This is a genomic window from Aureimonas altamirensis (genome assembly GCF_023702225.1).
Taxonomy (GTDB): Bacteria; Pseudomonadota; Alphaproteobacteria; order Rhizobiales; family Rhizobiaceae; genus Aureimonas; species Aureimonas altamirensis_B.
Genome location: NZ_JAMQCO010000023.1, coordinates 1 through 14,587, shown reverse-complemented (window position 1 = coordinate 14,587; position 14,587 = coordinate 1). Strand labels below are relative to the sequence as shown.

The following is a 14,587-nucleotide window of genomic DNA, read 5'->3' as shown; positions in this document are numbered from 1 at the left end:
CACGGACGAACCCGAACCGATCGCCTTCTCGGCCATGTGGTCGCCACACAACCGCAGCGCCGCGCTCAGGAACATCCTCGCCCTCGCTCGCAAGATAGGCTGGACAGCCTCCTTCGGCTGACAGCATGACGAACTGGTCATGGCATGTTCCAGTTCTTTGTTTCGCTGCCGCGCCCGTGCTTATTCAGCCGCCTGGCGAACTTCTGTATCGCCCGTGCCTTCGACATTGTGCTCGCCCCATGCCTTGAGCGCGAGGATGACGGGTTCGAGGCTCCGGCCGCGCTCCGACAAACTGTATTCCACCTTGGGCGGCACCTCGGGATAGACGGTGCGGATCACGAAGCCGTCCGTCTCCAGTTCGCGGAGCTGGTTGGTCAGCATCCGTTGCGTGACGTTCGGCACCCGGCGGCGGATTTCGTTGAAGCGCAGGGTACCTTGCAGGAGATGCCAGAGCACCACACCCTTCCACTTGCCGCCGATCAAGGAAAGCGTCGCTTCCACCGGGCAACCGGGGCTGCAATCGAAACGGTCATGACGCGGACGCGGCATCTGACGGTATCCTTTTCGACACTATGTACAGTTTATGTGCATTCTTGCGAAGAATACGCCAAGGCGTCACATGTAGCCACACATGAAGCTCTGAATCGAACAGGAGACGTGAGATGCACGCCGTTGGCTACCAAACCCCGCTTCCCATCGCGGACGACAAGTCGTTGGTGGATATAGACCTGCCGCGCCCGACGCCGTCGGGCCGCGATCTGTTGGTCGAGATCAAGGCCATCTCGGTCAATCCCGTCGATACAAAGGTCCGCGCCAATGCCCGGCCGGAAGGGGATAGCTGGAAGGTGCTGGGTTGGGATGCGGCCGGCGTCGTGGTCGAAGCCGGGTCGGAGGCGAGCTTGTTCACGCTATCTTTCAGGCTGACCTTCTCACATGGCGCAATTTGTCGGGATTTCGCACGGTCCAGATCGCTGCGATGCGACCGTCGCGAATGGCGAAGGCGGTCGTCTGGAGAATGCCCGCCGCATCGATGAACACGAAGCCCGGCGCGCCGTTGATGCGGCCGAGCGGCGGACAGGGCGTCATGGGTTGGGGAAACTTGCGGGCGAGGCCGGCGAAAAACCCGGCGGCTCGGCGCGGTCCTTTCAGCACGTTGATCGCCGCCGGAACCTTGCCCCCGCCATCGGTGTGAACCTCGATCTCATCCGTGAAGAGGTCGAGCAGCGCCTGCATGTCGCCCGCCCGGCTCGCCTTCCAGAATGCGGCAACGATCGGTTGCGCATCCGGCAGCGCCGGGCTCACCGGCATGTCCGCCCCAGCGAGCCTGCGCCGCGCGCGTGAGACGAGCTGCCGAGAGGTCGCCGGCGTCCGGCCGACGACCGCTGCGATCTCGTCGAACGAATAGTCAAAGACATCGCGCAGGATAAAGGCGGCGCGCATTTCCGGCGAAAGCGTCTCCAGCGTCAGGACGAGGGCGATGGAGACGTCCTCGCTCACGATCCAGTCGCGTTCGGCGTTCGCATCGTCCTGCACCAGGGGATCGGGAAGCCAGGCCCCGACATAGGTCTCGCGCCGTACACGCGCCGACTTCAGATGGTCGAGGCACAGGCGGGTCACCGTGGCCCCGAGCCAGCGCGAGGGCGCTTCGATCCGCGAGAGGTCCTGCCTCGACCACCTGATCCATGCCTCATGAAGCACATCCTCGCTGTCGGCGACCGAGCCGGTCATGCGGTAGGCGAGCCCCGCGAGACGGCGGCGCTCGTCCTCGAACAGAGCGAGGTGCGAATCGGCGCTCACTCGTCCGCCCGCAGCGGATGGAGTGAACCGAAGCCGACCGCGAAGCGGTTCCACGCATTGATGGTGATGACGACCAAGGTTAGCTCCGCGCGCTCACGCTCATCGAAACGGGAAGCGAGCGCTTCGTAGTCTGCATCCGACGCGCCGGTCGTCTCGATCCGGGTCAGCGCCTCGGCCCAGCCGAGCGCGGCGCGCTCGCGGGCGTCGAAAGCCGGGCTTTCGCGCCATGCGGCGAGAACGTCGAGCTTCTGCTGCGCAACCCCGGCGCGTCTGGCTTCGGGTATGTGCATGTCGAGGCAATAGGCGCATCCGTTGATCTGGGAAACGCGGATCTTCACCAGCTCGCGCAAAGGAAGCGGAAGGGAGACCTGCCGCGTGGCTCCTTCCAGCGCCAGCATGGCCTGCATCACTTCGGGGGCGGCTTTGGGATAGTCGAGACGCGGGGTCATGTGTCCTGCTCCGTTTTTACGATCTGCACGACCATGACGAGGCTCGACGTCGATCTGTGACAGGCTGCACGTCAAAAAAACGCGATGTCGCGCCCATCACTCCGACTCTAATGCGTCGATCAGGGATCGAGCACATCCATCGCGGTCTCGACGATGCCGCGAAGATCGTTGCGCGTCTGTTCCCTCGCAGTTGGGGCAGCACAGGAGATTAAGTCTGTGACAGTCATCACTTGGAGAAAAGCTGCTCCCCCATAAAATCCACGAAGGCGCGGAGCTTGGACGACATATGCCGGCTCGACGGCCAGAGAAGTCGGAACGTCCCTTCATGCCGTGTGTGCCCTGCGAGCACAGCCTGCAATCGGCCACTTCGCAATTGCTCCCTGATCGCGAAGTCGGGAAGGCATGCAATGCCAAGGCCCGCCGCCGTCATGTCGATCAATGGCTCGATGGTGTTCGCCACCGCTGCTCGTGGAAGGTCGATATCGGCCGGTTCTCCATCCCTGACGAGCGGCCAAGGTTCCAGCCTGCCGCTCGTCGCGTAGCGATGGTGCAGGCACGAATGAAGCCGCAGGTCATCCGGCGAGCGGGGTTCGCCATGCCGTTCGATGTAGCCGGGCGAGCACACCAGCATCAGCCGGAACGGGCCGAGAGTGCGCGTCATCAGCCGAGAGTCGCTGACATCGCCCGCGCGGATGACGGCATCGAACCCCTCGTCGATCACGTCCACCAGCCGGTCGGTGAAGTCGAGATCGAGTTCGATGGCGGGATATGCCTGCATGAAGGAGGTCAGCGCGGGCATCATCAACATCCCCGCAAGAGGCAAGCTGACCCGTAATGTGCCGCTCGGCGTCTCGCGCGTGCTGGTGACTTCAAGCTCGGCCGCTTCAAACTCGCCGAGGATGCGCCGGCTGCGTTCGAGAAAGCATGCGCCTTCCTGCGTCAGCGTGACGGTGCGCGTGGAGCGATGCAGGAGACGCACTCCCAGACGCTCCTCCAGGCGCGCGATCGCCTTTCCCACCGCAGAGGCCGACAAGCCAAGCTGTTGGCCTGCCGTTGTGAAATTGCGCGCATCGGCCGCGTGGACGAAGATTCTCAAGGTTCCAAGAGTGTCCAAAAAAGCCCCGCCAATTCGGAATTTTATTCCGCTATGTTCGGAATTATAGCGCAATTCTCCACGGGCCGCAGCCGGAATATGTCGAAAGCAACGGGGTGCGACGAGCGCCGCACGCTACGCGCCGCCGCCTTCCGAACCAGGACATTCGATATTTCAGAGGCGCGCTATGAGTTCGACAAGCCAGACATGCGAAGCGGTGGCAGATCAGCCGACACCTTCAACCCAACATGCCGCACCGCCGGATCGGCTCCCGCTCACGAACCTGCTGGCGCTGGCGGTCGCGACCTTCGTCACGGTGCTGACCGAGGCGCTCCCAGCTGGCATCCTGCCGCTGATAAGCAATGATCTGGACGTCTCCGAAGCGTTGGTCGGGCAACTCGTCACCGTCTATGCGATCGGGACCCTTCTCACCGCCATTCCGCTGACAGCGGCGACACAGGGCTTTCGCCGTCGTCCCCTGCTGGTGATCGCCATCGGCGGCTTTGCAGTCGTCAATCTCGTCACCGCGCTTTCCACCAGCTACGCACTGACCATGGGCGCGCGCTTCGTGGCAGGGATTTTCGCGGGTCTTCTGTGGGCGCTGGCGGCCGGTTATGCCGTCCGCATGGTGCCCGAGCACCTCAAGGGGCGTTCGATGACGATCGCGATGCTCGGCGTTCCGTTGGCACTCTCGATCGGCATACCAGCATTCACCTTCCTCGCGTCGCTGACGGGTTGGCGGGTGGTGTTCGGCTTGATGAGCTTGCTGGCAGTCGTTCTGCTCTTTTGGGTTTTCCTGCGACTGCCGGATTTTCCCGGTCAGGCGGGAGAACGCCGCTTGTCGCTGGCGAGTGTCGTGAGGATTCCGGGCATTCGTTCGGTGCTGTTCGCCACCTTCGCCTTCGTGCTCGCGCACAACATCCTTTACACCTATATCGCGCCGTTTCTTTCAATCTCTGGGCTTAACGAACGCGTCGATCTGATACTGCTCGTTTTCGGCGTCATCGCGCTGGCGAGCATCTGGGTAATCGGCGTTCTCATCGACCGCTGGCTGCGCGAACTCGTTCTGGGCAGCACGGTGCTGTTCATAGCCGCGGCCCTGATCCTGGGGCTCCAAGGCACCAACGCCACGGCAGTCTTCACGGGCGTCGTGATATGGGGCTTGGCCTGGGGCGGCGCGGCAACGCTCTTCCAGACCGCATCGGCCAAGGCCGCAGGCGAGGCTGCCGACGTTGCGCAATCCATGATCGTCACCGTCTGGAACCTCGCCATGGCAGGCGGTGGGATCGTAGGCGGAGTGCTTCTGGAGAACGCCGGGGTCGGCGCATTCCCATGGACGCTGATCGCGCTGCTTATCTTCGCATTCGTCGTTGTCGCTTCGGCGCGACAGCATGGCTTTCCTGTTCGCACCCGGCGATGACTATCGGTAGGTGACAATGCGTCGAGGAATTGCCACGCTCACGCCCTTGCGGTCTGGATCGGCGGTATGGCCGGGGGCGTGCGTGGCGACAACCCCTCGCGCGACGTTACTCCAGACGCTCACCACCGCATATTATTGCAACGTCCGCCATGCGGCGAACGCGCCAGACAAAGAACAAGGCCTTGAGCTACGGCGTTGCGAACTCGCCGATGAGGAATTCCAGCAGAGCCCGGAGTTTCGGCGCAACGTGCTGCCGCGATGGATAGACCGCATAGAGCGTGGTTTCAACCGTGTTCCAATCCTCCAGCGCGGGTTTCAGTCGGCCTTCCCTCAAATCGTCCTCGACATAGGAACGAGGCATCAAGCTAACCCCGAAGCCCGCACGCAGCGCGTCGCGCACGGCAAGGCTCGACGAGACGGAGTATCGTGCATCGACGGCGATCTCCTCGGTGCGCCCCTCCTTGCTGAACGTCCATATGTCCGCATGACCCGACAGGCTAAAGCGAACGTGAGCGAGCGCCTTCAGATCGGCAGGCGTCTTGGGCTTGCCATGCTTCTCGAAGTAGGAGGGCGCAGCGCACAGCACATGCGGCATGACCGCGAGCTTGCGCGCAATCAGGCTGGAATCCTCCAGATTATCGCTGCCGCGAATGGCGAGATCGAAGCCTTCGCGGATAATATCCACACGCCGGTCGTCGAGATGAAGGTCGAGCTTCAAATCGGGATAGCGCGACAGAAACTCCGGGATGGCTGCCGAAAGCCGCGTCAGGGTCACGGTCATCGGCGCACTGACTCTCAGCGTACCACTGGGCGTCGTTTTGATTGGGCAGAGGGCTTGGTCGGCCTCGGCAAGCGCTTCCAGCCCGCGCACGACGTGTTCGAGGTAGATGCGGCCTTCTTCGGTCAACGCCATGCGGCGCGTCGTCCGGTTGATGAGGCGCGCCCCGACATGCGCTTCCAGTTCGGCAATGTTCTTGCTGATCGCGGCCGGGGAAAGGCCGAGGCTTCGCCCGGCTTCCGCGAAGCTGTTCAGTTCCGCGATGCGGCGGAACACCCGCAATGCAGTAAGGCGATCCATCGGATAGTTCTCTGTAAGTGCACAGTATATTGCATATCTCGAATATTATCGCACTTGGGTAAATTCTGTATCCCCTTCCGAACGTCCTCAATTCGGAATGGCATCATGACGAACCCCATCATCTCCCTGATAGAGCGGCGTGTGTCCGCAAACCTCTTCGACGCCTCCCATGCATTGACGGACGGCGAGATCGAGCAACTGGTGCAACTCGCAACGCGAGCGCCGACCGCCTACAATCTCCAGAACTGGCGCTTCATCGCGGTGCGCACACCGGAGTCAAAGGCCCGGCTGCGTAGCATCGCCCAAGGTCAGCCCAAAGTGTCCGAAGCCGCCGTCACCTTCATCATATGCGGCGTGCTTCCCGATCATGCTGTTCTCCCCGAACGATTGCGTCCCTCCGTGGCGGCCGGATTCATGCCCGCAGCGATGGCGGCCGGCTGGCAGGAAGGCGCGCGTCAGCAATATGCCGATCCCCGGACGGCACGCGACGAGGCCGTGCGCTCGGCTACCTTGGGCGCGGCGACGTTGATGCACGCGGCAGAAGCGATGGGGTTCGCCTCCGGTGCCATGGTCGGATTCGATGCCGAAGGCGTGGCGCGCACGTTCGGCCTGACTCCGAACGAAGTGCCGGTGCTGCTCGTCGCAGTCGGCCGCGCCGCGCCCGGCAACTGGCCGCAAAAGCCGCGTCGCCCGCTCGCGGAGGTTCTGGAAATCGTATGACAGCCCGCGCGTCCGACCTGCTGCTGACGGCGATTGCGCCTGCCATATGGGGCAGCACCTACATCGTCACCACCGAACTCCTTCCCGAGTTCTCGCCGATGACGGTCGCCATGCTGCGCGCGTTGCCGGCGGGCCTCCTGCTGATCCTGTTCGTGCGAAGGCTGCCCGAGGGCATGTGGTGGCTGCGCGTCTTCGTGCTCGGCGCGCTCAACTTCTCGATCTTCTGGTGGATGCTGTTCGTCTCCGCCTATCGCCTGCCGGGCGGGGTGGCGGCAACGGTCGGAGCGGTCCAGCCGCTGATCGTCGTGTTCCTCGCCGCTGGCCTGCTGGCGAGCTCGCTCCGCTTGCGACCGATCCTCGCCGCGCTGGTCGGGATCGGCGGCGTCGCGCTTCTCGTGCTGACGCCGGGCGCATCGCTCGATCCGCTCGGTGTTGCGGCGGGTCTTGCCGGGGCGGCGTCCATGGCGCTCGGCACGGTGCTGACCCGCAAATGGCAACCGCCCGTATCGCTCCTGACCTTCACGGCATGGCAGTTGACGGCAGGCGGGCTTCTGCTCGTACCGCTGGCCCTCCTGTTCGAGCCATCCATTCCGGTTCCGACACCAATCAATCTGCTTGGCCTCGCCTGGCTCGGTCTGATCGGAGCGGCCTTGACCTACATCCTCTGGTTCAGGGGCGTCGCACGGCTGGAGTCAGCGGTAGTCTCGTCGCTCGGGTTCCTCAGCCCCGTGACGGCTGTGCTGCTCGGATGGGCGTTGCTGGATCAAAGCCTGACTTGGCCACAGATCATGGGCTTCGTTCTCGTGATCGGCAGCATCTGGCTCGGACAGCGCGAGCCGAGGAAAGCCCGTTAATGCGGACGGGCGCGCGCATATACTACGAGGCGCAGATGCTGGCCGCCGTCCACGGTCAGGGAAGTGTGCTCGAAGGCGACAGGCTGTCCCTCCACGCGGATCATGCGCGTGCCGGTGCAGGGCGCGTGCACGTCCTGGCTGCGCCACCAGCGCTTGAACTCGGGCGAAACGGCTTCCAGATCCGCGACCAATCCCCTGGCGTCCGCATCCTCGCGCGCTGCGGCGAAGTCGCGGCGGAAGCTGGCGAGCATGGCCGGAGCCTGTTCCTTCCAATCGACGATGGAATCGCGCAGGGCGGGATCGGTGAAGAGCATCCGAAGCAGGTTGCGACGGCCGGACTCGTGCCGTCCGAAGCCGAACAGGACGTCGGCGGGGCCATTGAAGGCCAGCACGTCCCAGCGCAGGTTGATGATGTAGGCGGCATGAGGCGCAAGGTCCTCGACCAGCCGGCCCACGAGCGAAGGCACGGTGCAGAAGGTTTTTCCGGGCTCGGCCGGCGGGCGCTCGTGGGCGAGCAGGAACAGATGCCGGCGCTCGGCTGCATCGAGCTTGAGAACGCGGGTGATATTGTCGAGGAAGTCGGCGGAGACGCCGATCTCTCGTCCCTGTTCGAGCCATGTGTACCAGGTGAGTCCGACGCCCGCGAGCGCCGCGACCTCCTCGCGGCGCAGACCCGGCGTGCGCCTGCGTCGTCCACTCGGCAGGCCGACGTCTTCCGGCGACAGCCGCTCGCGCCGGGTACGCAGGAACTCGGCCAGTTCGGAGCGGGTGCGTTCGAGGGTGCGCATGGCTCAGCCTATGACAGAAAGCAACAGCATAAGAGGTTAAATTGTAACCGGATGAGTCTCGTGGAATCCGTACTGCGTCACCACCAGAGGACGCAAGATGAATTCCGACGCCTGCACCGCCGAAGCGCTTTCCTCCCAACCGGACGAGACCACCCGCCAGCCGCCCTGGCTCGGCCTGTCGATCCTGCTGCTGGCGGGCTTCGTCACGATCTTCGACCTCTTCGTGGTCAATGTCGCCATCCCGTCCATGCGGGTCGAGTTGGGGGCGAGCCTGTCGCAGATCGGATTCATCGTGGCGGGCTACGAGCTGGCCTTCGGCGTGCTGCTCGTCACTGGCGGGCGGCTGGGCGATCTTTATGGACGGCGACGGCTCTTCATCTTCGGCATGGCGGGGTTCACCTTTGCGTCGCTCCTGTGCGGCATCGCGCCGACAGTCGAGGTTCTGATCGGCGCGCGGGTTGCACAAGGGCTGGCGGCGGCGCTGCTCTTCCCGCAGGTCTATGCCTCGATCCGCGTGAATTTCTCCGGCGACGACAGCCGCCGCGCCTTCGGCTTCCTCGGCATGACGCTGGGCCTTGCCGCCATCGCCGGGCAAATCCTCGGCGGGTTTCTGGTCGAGGCGAACCTGTTCGATCTCGGCTGGCGTACGATCTTCCTGATCAACGTACCGATCGGTATTTTCGCGATTCTCATGGCGCGCTTCATCCCCGAGACGCTTTCGCCCGAGCGCCCGGTGCTCGACTGGCCGGGCGTGGCGCTGGTCAGCCTCGGCCTCACCCTGTTGCTCGTGCCGCTGGTCGAAGCCCCGACCTATGGCTGGACGCTCTGGAGCTTTCTTGCGCTCGCCGCAGCCGCGATCTTGCTTGTCGCCTTCTACCGCCATCAGGAAGGCCGCCGCAAAGCCGGACATCAGCCGCTGGTGGACATGGCGCTGATGCGCCAGCCGAGGTTCGCGCAAGGCGGCCTGCTGGTGCTGCTGATCTATTCGACGGCCTCCTCCTTCTTCCTTTGCTTCGCGCTGCTGGTGCAGACGGGTTTCGGCCTCAGTCCATTCGAGGCAGGCAGCGTCTTCGTGCCGTGTTCGATCGCCTTCGTGATCCTATCCTTGAGCGCGCCGCGCCTCATCGCGCGCTTCGGCACGCCTGCCATCGCAATAGGCGCGCTGGTCTACGCGGTCTCGTTCGGCGTCCTGATCGGACAGGTCTGGATCGCCGGAGCCCACCTCGTGGTCGCTCATCTCATCCCGGCGCTGATCGTTATCGGTGGGGCACAGGCGATGATCATGACGCCGCTCTTGAACCTCGTGCTCGGCTTCGTGGAGGAGCGGCAGGCGGGCATGGCGTCGGGCGTCATCTCCACCCTCCAGCAGGTCGGCGCGGCGCTCGGCGTGGCGGCGGTCGGCATCCTCTTCGGCGCGGCGCTCGACGCGGGATCGGACGGACAGGCCGCGCTCTATGCCACCGCCTTCGTTTCGGGCATGAGCTACAACGTGGTCGCCGCCGTGATCGCAGCCATCCTTCTATTACGCCTGGCAGTTTACGGACGCCATGCGAATTGAGCATGGTCTAACGGATGCGTCGGCGATGGCATACGGCACCGATGGTCGATCGCCGATGGGGCGTGCCCACGTCGCTGGGCTCGCGCATTCCTCTTGTGTCGTTGATCCAGACCCTCGCCGTCGCCGAGNATGCGAATTGAGCATGGTCTAACGGATGCGTCGGCGATGGCATACGGCACCGATGGTCGATCGCCGATGGGGCGTGCCCACGTCGCTGGGCTCGCGCATTCCTCTTGTGTCGTTGATCCAGACCCTCGCCGTCGCCGAGTATCTCAACTTCCGCCATGCCGCCAATGCCCTCGGCGTCAGCCCGTCCAGCATGAGCGCGCGTGTGAAGGTGCTGGAGCAGGAGCTTGGCGTGCTCCTGTTCGAGCGCCATGCGCGCGGGGTCCGGCTGACCGATGCAGGGCGGCATTTCATCGAGCGGGTGGCGGCCGGCGTCGATCAGCTCGACCATGCGGTGAAGGCGGCCGGCATGGCGGCATCGGGCGAATGCGGCCGCCTGCGCATCGGTGTTCCCGCCATGATCCCCGGCAGCTTCCTCGCGGAGTTGGTCGGGCGATACCGTGAAGATCATCCCGGCGTCGAGGTCGAGGTGACGGAGGGCACGGCTCGCGATGCGCTCATGCAGCTTCGCGCCGACATGCTGGACATAGTATTCGTCGCCGGGACGCCCGATCCACCCGACTGTCATTCCCGGCAGCTATGGGCCGAACCGCTCGTGGCCGCGCTGCCGGATCGGCATCCGCTCGCCGGACAGGCTTCCGTCACCTGGGCCGAGCTGGTGGGCGAGACGTTCCTTGTCCGCCTCGGCGGCACCGGGCCGCAGGTTCATGACCATATCGTGCTGCGGCTTGCCGGGCGCTGGCCCGCGCCGTCGATCCTTCGACGTGACGTTGGGCGCGGAACGCTCTTGTCGATGGTCGGACAGGGCTTCGGCATCACCGTCATTGTCGCGTCCTCGGCGCTGTCGCCGGTCTCCGGCGTCGTCTTCCTGCCGATCACGGACGAGCCCGAGCCAGTCGCCTTCTCGGCCGTCTGGTCGCCACACAACCGCAGCGCCGCCCTGCGAAACCTGCTCGCACTCGCCAAGGATACGAGCCAGCCGAAGCCGGCACCCAACCTGCACGCTCTATAGCGCCGCGATCAGCCCATCCCGATTATTAATGTGCATGCGCATGCAAGCATATTGACTTCAATGAGCTAGCAATTATTATGTATGCACACGCAAACACATGAGAGGACTGATGACCCGAATAGCCGTCTATTCCGACTATGTGTGCCCCTTCTGCCTGCTCGCGGAGCAGGTCGTGTCCGAGGCCATCGGCGACCGGGATATTCCGATCCAATGGCGAGCCTTCGAGCTTCGGCCCGATCCGGTGCCGACGCTGAAGCCCGAAGACCCTTACCTGCCGGCGATCTGGCGCAACTCCGTTTATTCGCTCGCGGACAGGTTAGGGGTGCCGGTCAAGCTGCCGTCGATCTCGCCCCAGCCGCGAACCGCTAAGGCGTTCGAGCTGCTGGCGCTCGCGCAGGACAAGGGGCTCGACCATGCATATTCCATGCGCGTCCTGCGGGCCTTCTTTCAGGAAGACCGCGACATCGGCGATCCCGACGTTCTTGTAGAGCTTGCCGCCGATGCCGGGCTCGATCGCGGAGAGGCCCGGCAGGCGCTCGAACATGGCACCTATGCCGAGCGCCATCAGGAGGCCCTGCGCCATGCCCGCGAGGACATGGAGATCACATCGGTTCCGACCATCGTGGTCGGCGACCGGGTGTTCCGAGGAACACCTCCCATAGAAGAACTCAAGGCAGCAATCGACCGGCTGGAAACGGGCGCGGGCGACGACGGCCGCTCAAATCCCGACAATACTGGAGAATAGTCATGCATTGGTTGTATCTCGGCGTCGCCGTGGTCTTCGAGGTCGCGGTCGCGATCTCGGCGGGCAACGCCAAAGGCTTCACCCGACCGGGCTGGACTGCCGCCACTCTCGTCAGCGGCGCGATCGCCACCTTCTTCCTCAGCCTCGCGCTTCTGACCTTCGACGTCGGCGTCGGCTACGCGATGTGGACCTCGATCGCGGGCGTCGGCATCGTCATCCTCGGCGCGCTGTTCTTCGGCCAGCGCCTCGACTGGAAGAAGTTCTTGGGCATCGTTCTCGTGATCGGCGGCGTCGTCGGCCTGCGCCTCAGCGGCGCGGCCTAAGCGACGGCTTCATCCCTTCACCTTCCCTCAACTGAAAGACCGGAACGTCATGACCACAATCCATGAGACCAAAGGCAGCGGGCGCGCATGGGCCGCGCTGCTGCTCGCCAGCGCCTTCGAGATCGGCTACGCGCTCAGCGTCGGCGGCAGCCAGGCCTTCACCGTCTTGGGCTGGTCGATCTCGGCCCTCGTGTTCTTCCTGCTCACGCTCTATTTCCTCTCCGTCGCCCTGCGCACCATCGACGTCGGGATCGGCTACGCGGTCTGGGCCGGCATCGGCGCTGTGGGCGCAGCCCTGTTCGGCGGTATCCTGCTCGACCAGCCGCTGACCGTGGTTCAGGCATTCTGGCTGGCCGTCATCATTGGCGGTGTCGTCTGGCTCAAGCTTGCCGACAGCCCGAAGATTCAGGCGGGTTTGACCTGATGAGGGCCGATCCTTCCAACCGACTTGCGCAGCTCATGTCCGAAGCGGTCTCCTTTTCCACCGAGCATGTCCATGCCGGAGGCATACCGTTCACGGCGTTTGTCGTGGACGCCGCCGGCAACATCCTCGGACGCGGCGTCAACCGCGTCCGGGAACATCACGACCCGACCGCGCATGCGGAGGTCGAGGCGATCCGTGACGCCTGCCGCACCAACGGAACGCCCCATCTGCATGGAGCGACGCTGCTGGCTTCGGGCGAGCCTTGCGCCATGTGCTACATGAGCGCGTTCTATGCGGGCATCTCGCAGGTGTTGTTCGCCGCCGATCGCGACGAGGCGGCGGCGCATGGCTTCGACTATCGGGGTAGCTATGCGCTGTTCGCGGACGATCCCCGGAACTGGCGGTCTCCGGCCGTGGGTAAGCTCGCCGTGCCGGAGGAGCTGATTCCGTTCACCGAGTTCCATGCAGCACGGCGCAGGCCCTGATATGGGCGCGGCACCTTGAGCAGGAGCTTGCATGGGCATACATGTGAAATATCGCCTCGAACCTTGCCCGGAAGGAGCCGCCCAATCATGTCGAAGAAAAGCGCGTCATGGCTCAAGCTGATTCACGTCGTCGCCACTGTCGAGGCGGATTTGGGCAAGGTCCTGCAATCGGATCATGGGCTCGGGCTCTCGGAGTACCGCGCGCTGGAGGTGCTGGCGCGATCCCCGGATTCCGAGTTGCGCATGCAGGAACTGGCGGCGCATCTGCGCCTCAATCAAAGCTCGGTGTCGCGCATGGTCGAGCGTCTGGAGCGCGGCGGGCTGACCGTCCGCGATCTGTGCCCGGACGACAAGCGCGGCGTCTACACGGTGCTGACGGACAAGGGCCGGGCGCGCCTCGAAAGCGCGCAGCCGGATTACGAAAAGGCGCTCGATGCCGCCCTCAAGGAGCACGGCGGCGAGGACCTGCTGACGGCGAGGCTCGTCAAGGCCAGCTAGGTCACGCCGATCCGGCGTCCTGACAACACCATCGCTCACCTTCTTCAACCGACCATTCGCCGGGACCACCACCCATGCCGAAATATCACAGCTACGATCCAGGCGAAGGACATCGCCTGCCTCATAGTCCGATCAAGGCGATCATAGCGCCGCGCCCGATCGGCTGGATTTCCACGCTCGGTCCGGACGGCGTAGCCAATCTCGCTCCATACAGCTTCTTCAACATCGTATCGGAAAAGCCGCCGATCCTGCTGTTCAGCAGCGAGGGACGCAAGGATACGATCCGCAACATCGAGGCGACGGGCGAGTTCGTCTTCAATCTTGCCACGAACGGGTTCGCCGACGCGATGAATGTCAGCTCGGCGAACTGGCCGCCCGAAGCCGACGAGTTCGAGAAGGCCGGCCTTGCCAAGCTCAGCTCCGAAGCAGTGGCCGCGCCGCGCGTTGCCGGATCGCCAGCAGCACTGGAATGCAAGCTTCTCGACATAAGAAGGCTCTCCGATCTCGATGGCCGAGATGTGGATGCCGAGATCGTCATGGGTCAGGCGGTGCGCATCCATATCCTTCAGGATGTTCTCACCGAGGGATATTTCGACATCGCAAAAGCCGGAACGATCGCGCGGGCGGGCTATCGCGGCGACTATGTTGCCGTAGCGGAGACGTTCGAAATGCTCCGGCCGTCCTTTGCGGGCTGAACGATGCGGCGGCGCTGGCATACGGCACCGATGGTTGACCGCCGATGGGGCATGCCGACGCCGCTGGGCTCGCGCATTCCCCTCGTGTCGCTGATCCAGACCCTCGCCGTCGCCGAATATCTCAACTTCCGCCATGCCGCCAATGCCCTCGGCGTCAGCCCGTCGAGCATCAGCGCCCGCGTCAAAGCGCTTGAGCAGGAGCTTGGCGTGCTCCTGTTCGAGCGTCACGCGCGCGGCGTCCGGCTGACCGATGCCGGGCGCAGCTTCATCGAGCGGGTGGCCGCCGGCGTCGATCAGCTCGACCATGCGGTCAAGGCGGCCGGCAGGGCCGCATCCGGCGAATGCGGCCGCCTGCGCATCGGCGTTCCGTCCATGATCCCCGGCAGCTTCCTCGCGGAACTGATCGGTCAATACCGCAAGGATCGTCCCGGCGTCGAGGTCGAGGTGACGGAAGGCACGGCCCGCGATGCCCTTATGCAGCTTCGCGCCGACCGGCTCGACATTGCATTCGTGGCCGGAACG

Annotated in this window: 18 protein-coding genes and 1 pseudogene; 13 read left to right on the top strand and 6 right to left on the bottom strand. The window is 64.3% G+C overall.

All coding sequences use genetic code 11. The features are described 5' to 3' along the window. Window positions 1-180: 180 nt before the first annotated feature. Window positions 181-549, bottom strand: a complete 369-nt coding sequence (locus NDN16_RS20595; protein ID WP_251115289.1) for a winged helix-turn-helix transcriptional regulator — start codon at window positions 547-549, stop codon at window positions 181-183. Between the two features lie 113 nt (window positions 550-662). Here NDN16_RS20595 and NDN16_RS20590 point away from each other — a divergent pair. Beyond that, window positions 663-905: pseudogene (locus NDN16_RS20590) on the top strand (alcohol dehydrogenase catalytic domain-containing protein); the annotation flags it as partial. A 10-nt stretch (window positions 906-915) separates the two neighbouring features. Here the strand turns inward: NDN16_RS20590 and sigJ are convergent. The 3 genes from sigJ to NDN16_RS20575 all read right to left on the bottom strand — a co-directional run bounded on the left by sigJ (window position 916) and on the right by NDN16_RS20575 (window position 3,360). Beyond that, window positions 916-1,797, bottom strand: a complete 882-nt coding sequence (gene sigJ, locus NDN16_RS20585) for an RNA polymerase sigma factor SigJ (RefSeq protein ID WP_251115288.1) — start codon at window positions 1,795-1,797, stop codon at window positions 916-918. After that, window positions 1,794-2,246: a carboxymuconolactone decarboxylase family protein gene (locus NDN16_RS20580; protein WP_251115287.1), complete on the bottom strand. Its 453-nt coding sequence runs from the start codon at window positions 2,244-2,246 to the stop codon at window positions 1,794-1,796. The genes sigJ and NDN16_RS20580 overlap by 4 nt, the downstream gene beginning before the upstream one ends. Before the next feature lie 226 nt (window positions 2,247-2,472). Beyond that, a complete protein-coding gene (locus NDN16_RS20575) occupies window positions 2,473-3,360 on the bottom strand; it encodes a LysR family transcriptional regulator (RefSeq protein WP_251115290.1) in 888 nt (295 codons plus the stop codon). A gap of 196 nt (window positions 3,361-3,556) precedes the next feature. On the opposite strand from NDN16_RS20575, the gene NDN16_RS20570 reads away from it, so the two are divergent. Further along, window positions 3,557-4,759, top strand: coding sequence for an MFS transporter (locus NDN16_RS20570; RefSeq protein WP_251115286.1), 1,203 nt, complete (start codon window positions 3,557-3,559; stop codon window positions 4,757-4,759). A gap of 187 nt (window positions 4,760-4,946) precedes the next feature. Here NDN16_RS20570 and NDN16_RS20565 read toward each other — a convergent pair whose 3' ends face one another. Continuing rightward, window positions 4,947-5,837, bottom strand: a complete 891-nt coding sequence (locus tag NDN16_RS20565) for a LysR family transcriptional regulator (protein ID WP_251115285.1) — start codon at window positions 5,835-5,837, stop codon at window positions 4,947-4,949. Between the two features lie 105 nt (window positions 5,838-5,942). On the opposite strand from NDN16_RS20565, the gene NDN16_RS20560 reads away from it, so the two are divergent. Then, window positions 5,943-6,557, top strand: coding sequence for a nitroreductase family protein (locus NDN16_RS20560; protein ID WP_251115284.1), 615 nt, complete (start codon window positions 5,943-5,945; stop codon window positions 6,555-6,557). Beyond that, the gene (locus NDN16_RS20555; protein WP_251115283.1) at window positions 6,554-7,411 is read left to right on the top strand and encodes an EamA family transporter; all 858 of its coding nucleotides are present in this window, start codon (window positions 6,554-6,556) and stop codon (window positions 7,409-7,411) included. Before NDN16_RS20560 ends, NDN16_RS20555 begins: the two co-directional genes overlap by 4 nt. Here NDN16_RS20555 and NDN16_RS20550 read toward each other — a convergent pair. Beyond that, window positions 7,408-8,199, bottom strand: coding sequence for a helix-turn-helix transcriptional regulator (locus tag NDN16_RS20550; protein WP_251115282.1), 792 nt, complete (start codon window positions 8,197-8,199; stop codon window positions 7,408-7,410). The genes NDN16_RS20555 and NDN16_RS20550 overlap by 4 nt on opposite strands. Window positions 8,200-8,296: 97 nt before the next feature. Between NDN16_RS20550 and NDN16_RS20545 the strand changes: the two genes are divergently transcribed. From NDN16_RS20545 to NDN16_RS20505, 9 genes are all read left to right on the top strand, one after another. Further along, window positions 8,297-9,757: an MFS transporter gene (locus NDN16_RS20545; protein WP_251115281.1), complete on the top strand. Its 1,461-nt coding sequence runs from the start codon at window positions 8,297-8,299 to the stop codon at window positions 9,755-9,757. A 181-nt stretch (window positions 9,758-9,938) separates the two neighbouring features. Further along, entirely contained in the window at window positions 9,939-10,895 is a 957-nt protein-coding gene (locus tag NDN16_RS20540; RefSeq protein WP_251115280.1) for a LysR family transcriptional regulator, read from the top strand. A gap of 109 nt (window positions 10,896-11,004) precedes the next feature. Then, window positions 11,005-11,640, top strand: a complete 636-nt coding sequence (locus NDN16_RS20535) for a DsbA family oxidoreductase (protein ID WP_251115279.1) — start codon at window positions 11,005-11,007, stop codon at window positions 11,638-11,640. Between the two features lie 2 nt (window positions 11,641-11,642). Continuing rightward, entirely contained in the window at window positions 11,643-11,963 is a 321-nt protein-coding gene (locus tag NDN16_RS20530) for a DMT family transporter (RefSeq protein ID WP_251115278.1), read from the top strand. 49 nt (window positions 11,964-12,012) lie between these two features. Next, the gene (locus NDN16_RS20525; RefSeq protein ID WP_251115277.1) at window positions 12,013-12,387 is read left to right on the top strand and encodes a DMT family transporter; all 375 of its coding nucleotides are present in this window, start codon (window positions 12,013-12,015) and stop codon (window positions 12,385-12,387) included. Next, window positions 12,387-12,872 (top strand): nucleoside deaminase, encoded by a 486-nt coding sequence (locus tag NDN16_RS20520; RefSeq protein ID WP_251115276.1) that lies wholly within the window; start codon window positions 12,387-12,389, stop codon window positions 12,870-12,872. Before NDN16_RS20525 ends, NDN16_RS20520 begins: the two co-directional genes overlap by 1 nt. 87 nt (window positions 12,873-12,959) lie before the next feature. After that, window positions 12,960-13,370, top strand: coding sequence for a MarR family winged helix-turn-helix transcriptional regulator (locus NDN16_RS20515; RefSeq protein WP_251115275.1), 411 nt, complete (start codon window positions 12,960-12,962; stop codon window positions 13,368-13,370). 74 nt (window positions 13,371-13,444) lie between these two features. Further along, the gene (locus NDN16_RS20510) at window positions 13,445-14,065 is read left to right on the top strand and encodes a flavin reductase family protein (protein ID WP_251115274.1); all 621 of its coding nucleotides are present in this window, start codon (window positions 13,445-13,447) and stop codon (window positions 14,063-14,065) included. A gap of 30 nt (window positions 14,066-14,095) precedes the next feature. After that, the coding region (locus NDN16_RS20505; RefSeq protein WP_251115273.1) for a LysR family transcriptional regulator at window positions 14,096-14,587 on the top strand (492 nt) is incomplete at its 3' end.

Coding starts and splice junctions, on each gene's coding strand:
- NDN16_RS20595 (WP_251115289.1), bottom strand. CDS start 549: ATGCCGCGTCCGCGTCATGACCGTTTCGATTGCAGCCCCGGTTGCCCG.
- NDN16_RS20580 (WP_251115287.1), bottom strand. CDS start 2,246: ATGACCCCGCGTCTCGACTATCCCAAAGCCGCCCCCGAAGTGATGCAG.
- NDN16_RS20565 (WP_251115285.1), bottom strand. CDS start 5,837: ATGGATCGCCTTACTGCATTGCGGGTGTTCCGCCGCATCGCGGAACTG.
- NDN16_RS20560 (WP_251115284.1), top strand. CDS start 5,943: ATGACGAACCCCATCATCTCCCTGATAGAGCGGCGTGTGTCCGCAAAC.
- NDN16_RS20555 (WP_251115283.1), top strand. CDS start 6,554: ATGACAGCCCGCGCGTCCGACCTGCTGCTGACGGCGATTGCGCCTGCC.
- NDN16_RS20550 (WP_251115282.1), bottom strand. CDS start 8,199: ATGCGCACCCTCGAACGCACCCGCTCCGAACTGGCCGAGTTCCTGCGT.
- NDN16_RS20545 (WP_251115281.1), top strand. CDS start 8,297: ATGAATTCCGACGCCTGCACCGCCGAAGCGCTTTCCTCCCAACCGGAC.
- NDN16_RS20540 (WP_251115280.1), top strand. CDS start 9,939: ATGGTCGATCGCCGATGGGGCGTGCCCACGTCGCTGGGCTCGCGCATT.
- NDN16_RS20535 (WP_251115279.1), top strand. CDS start 11,005: ATGACCCGAATAGCCGTCTATTCCGACTATGTGTGCCCCTTCTGCCTG.
- NDN16_RS20530 (WP_251115278.1), top strand. CDS start 11,643: ATGCATTGGTTGTATCTCGGCGTCGCCGTGGTCTTCGAGGTCGCGGTC.
- NDN16_RS20525 (WP_251115277.1), top strand. CDS start 12,013: ATGACCACAATCCATGAGACCAAAGGCAGCGGGCGCGCATGGGCCGCG.
- NDN16_RS20520 (WP_251115276.1), top strand. CDS start 12,387: ATGAGGGCCGATCCTTCCAACCGACTTGCGCAGCTCATGTCCGAAGCG.
- NDN16_RS20515 (WP_251115275.1), top strand. CDS start 12,960: ATGTCGAAGAAAAGCGCGTCATGGCTCAAGCTGATTCACGTCGTCGCC.
- NDN16_RS20510 (WP_251115274.1), top strand. CDS start 13,445: ATGCCGAAATATCACAGCTACGATCCAGGCGAAGGACATCGCCTGCCT.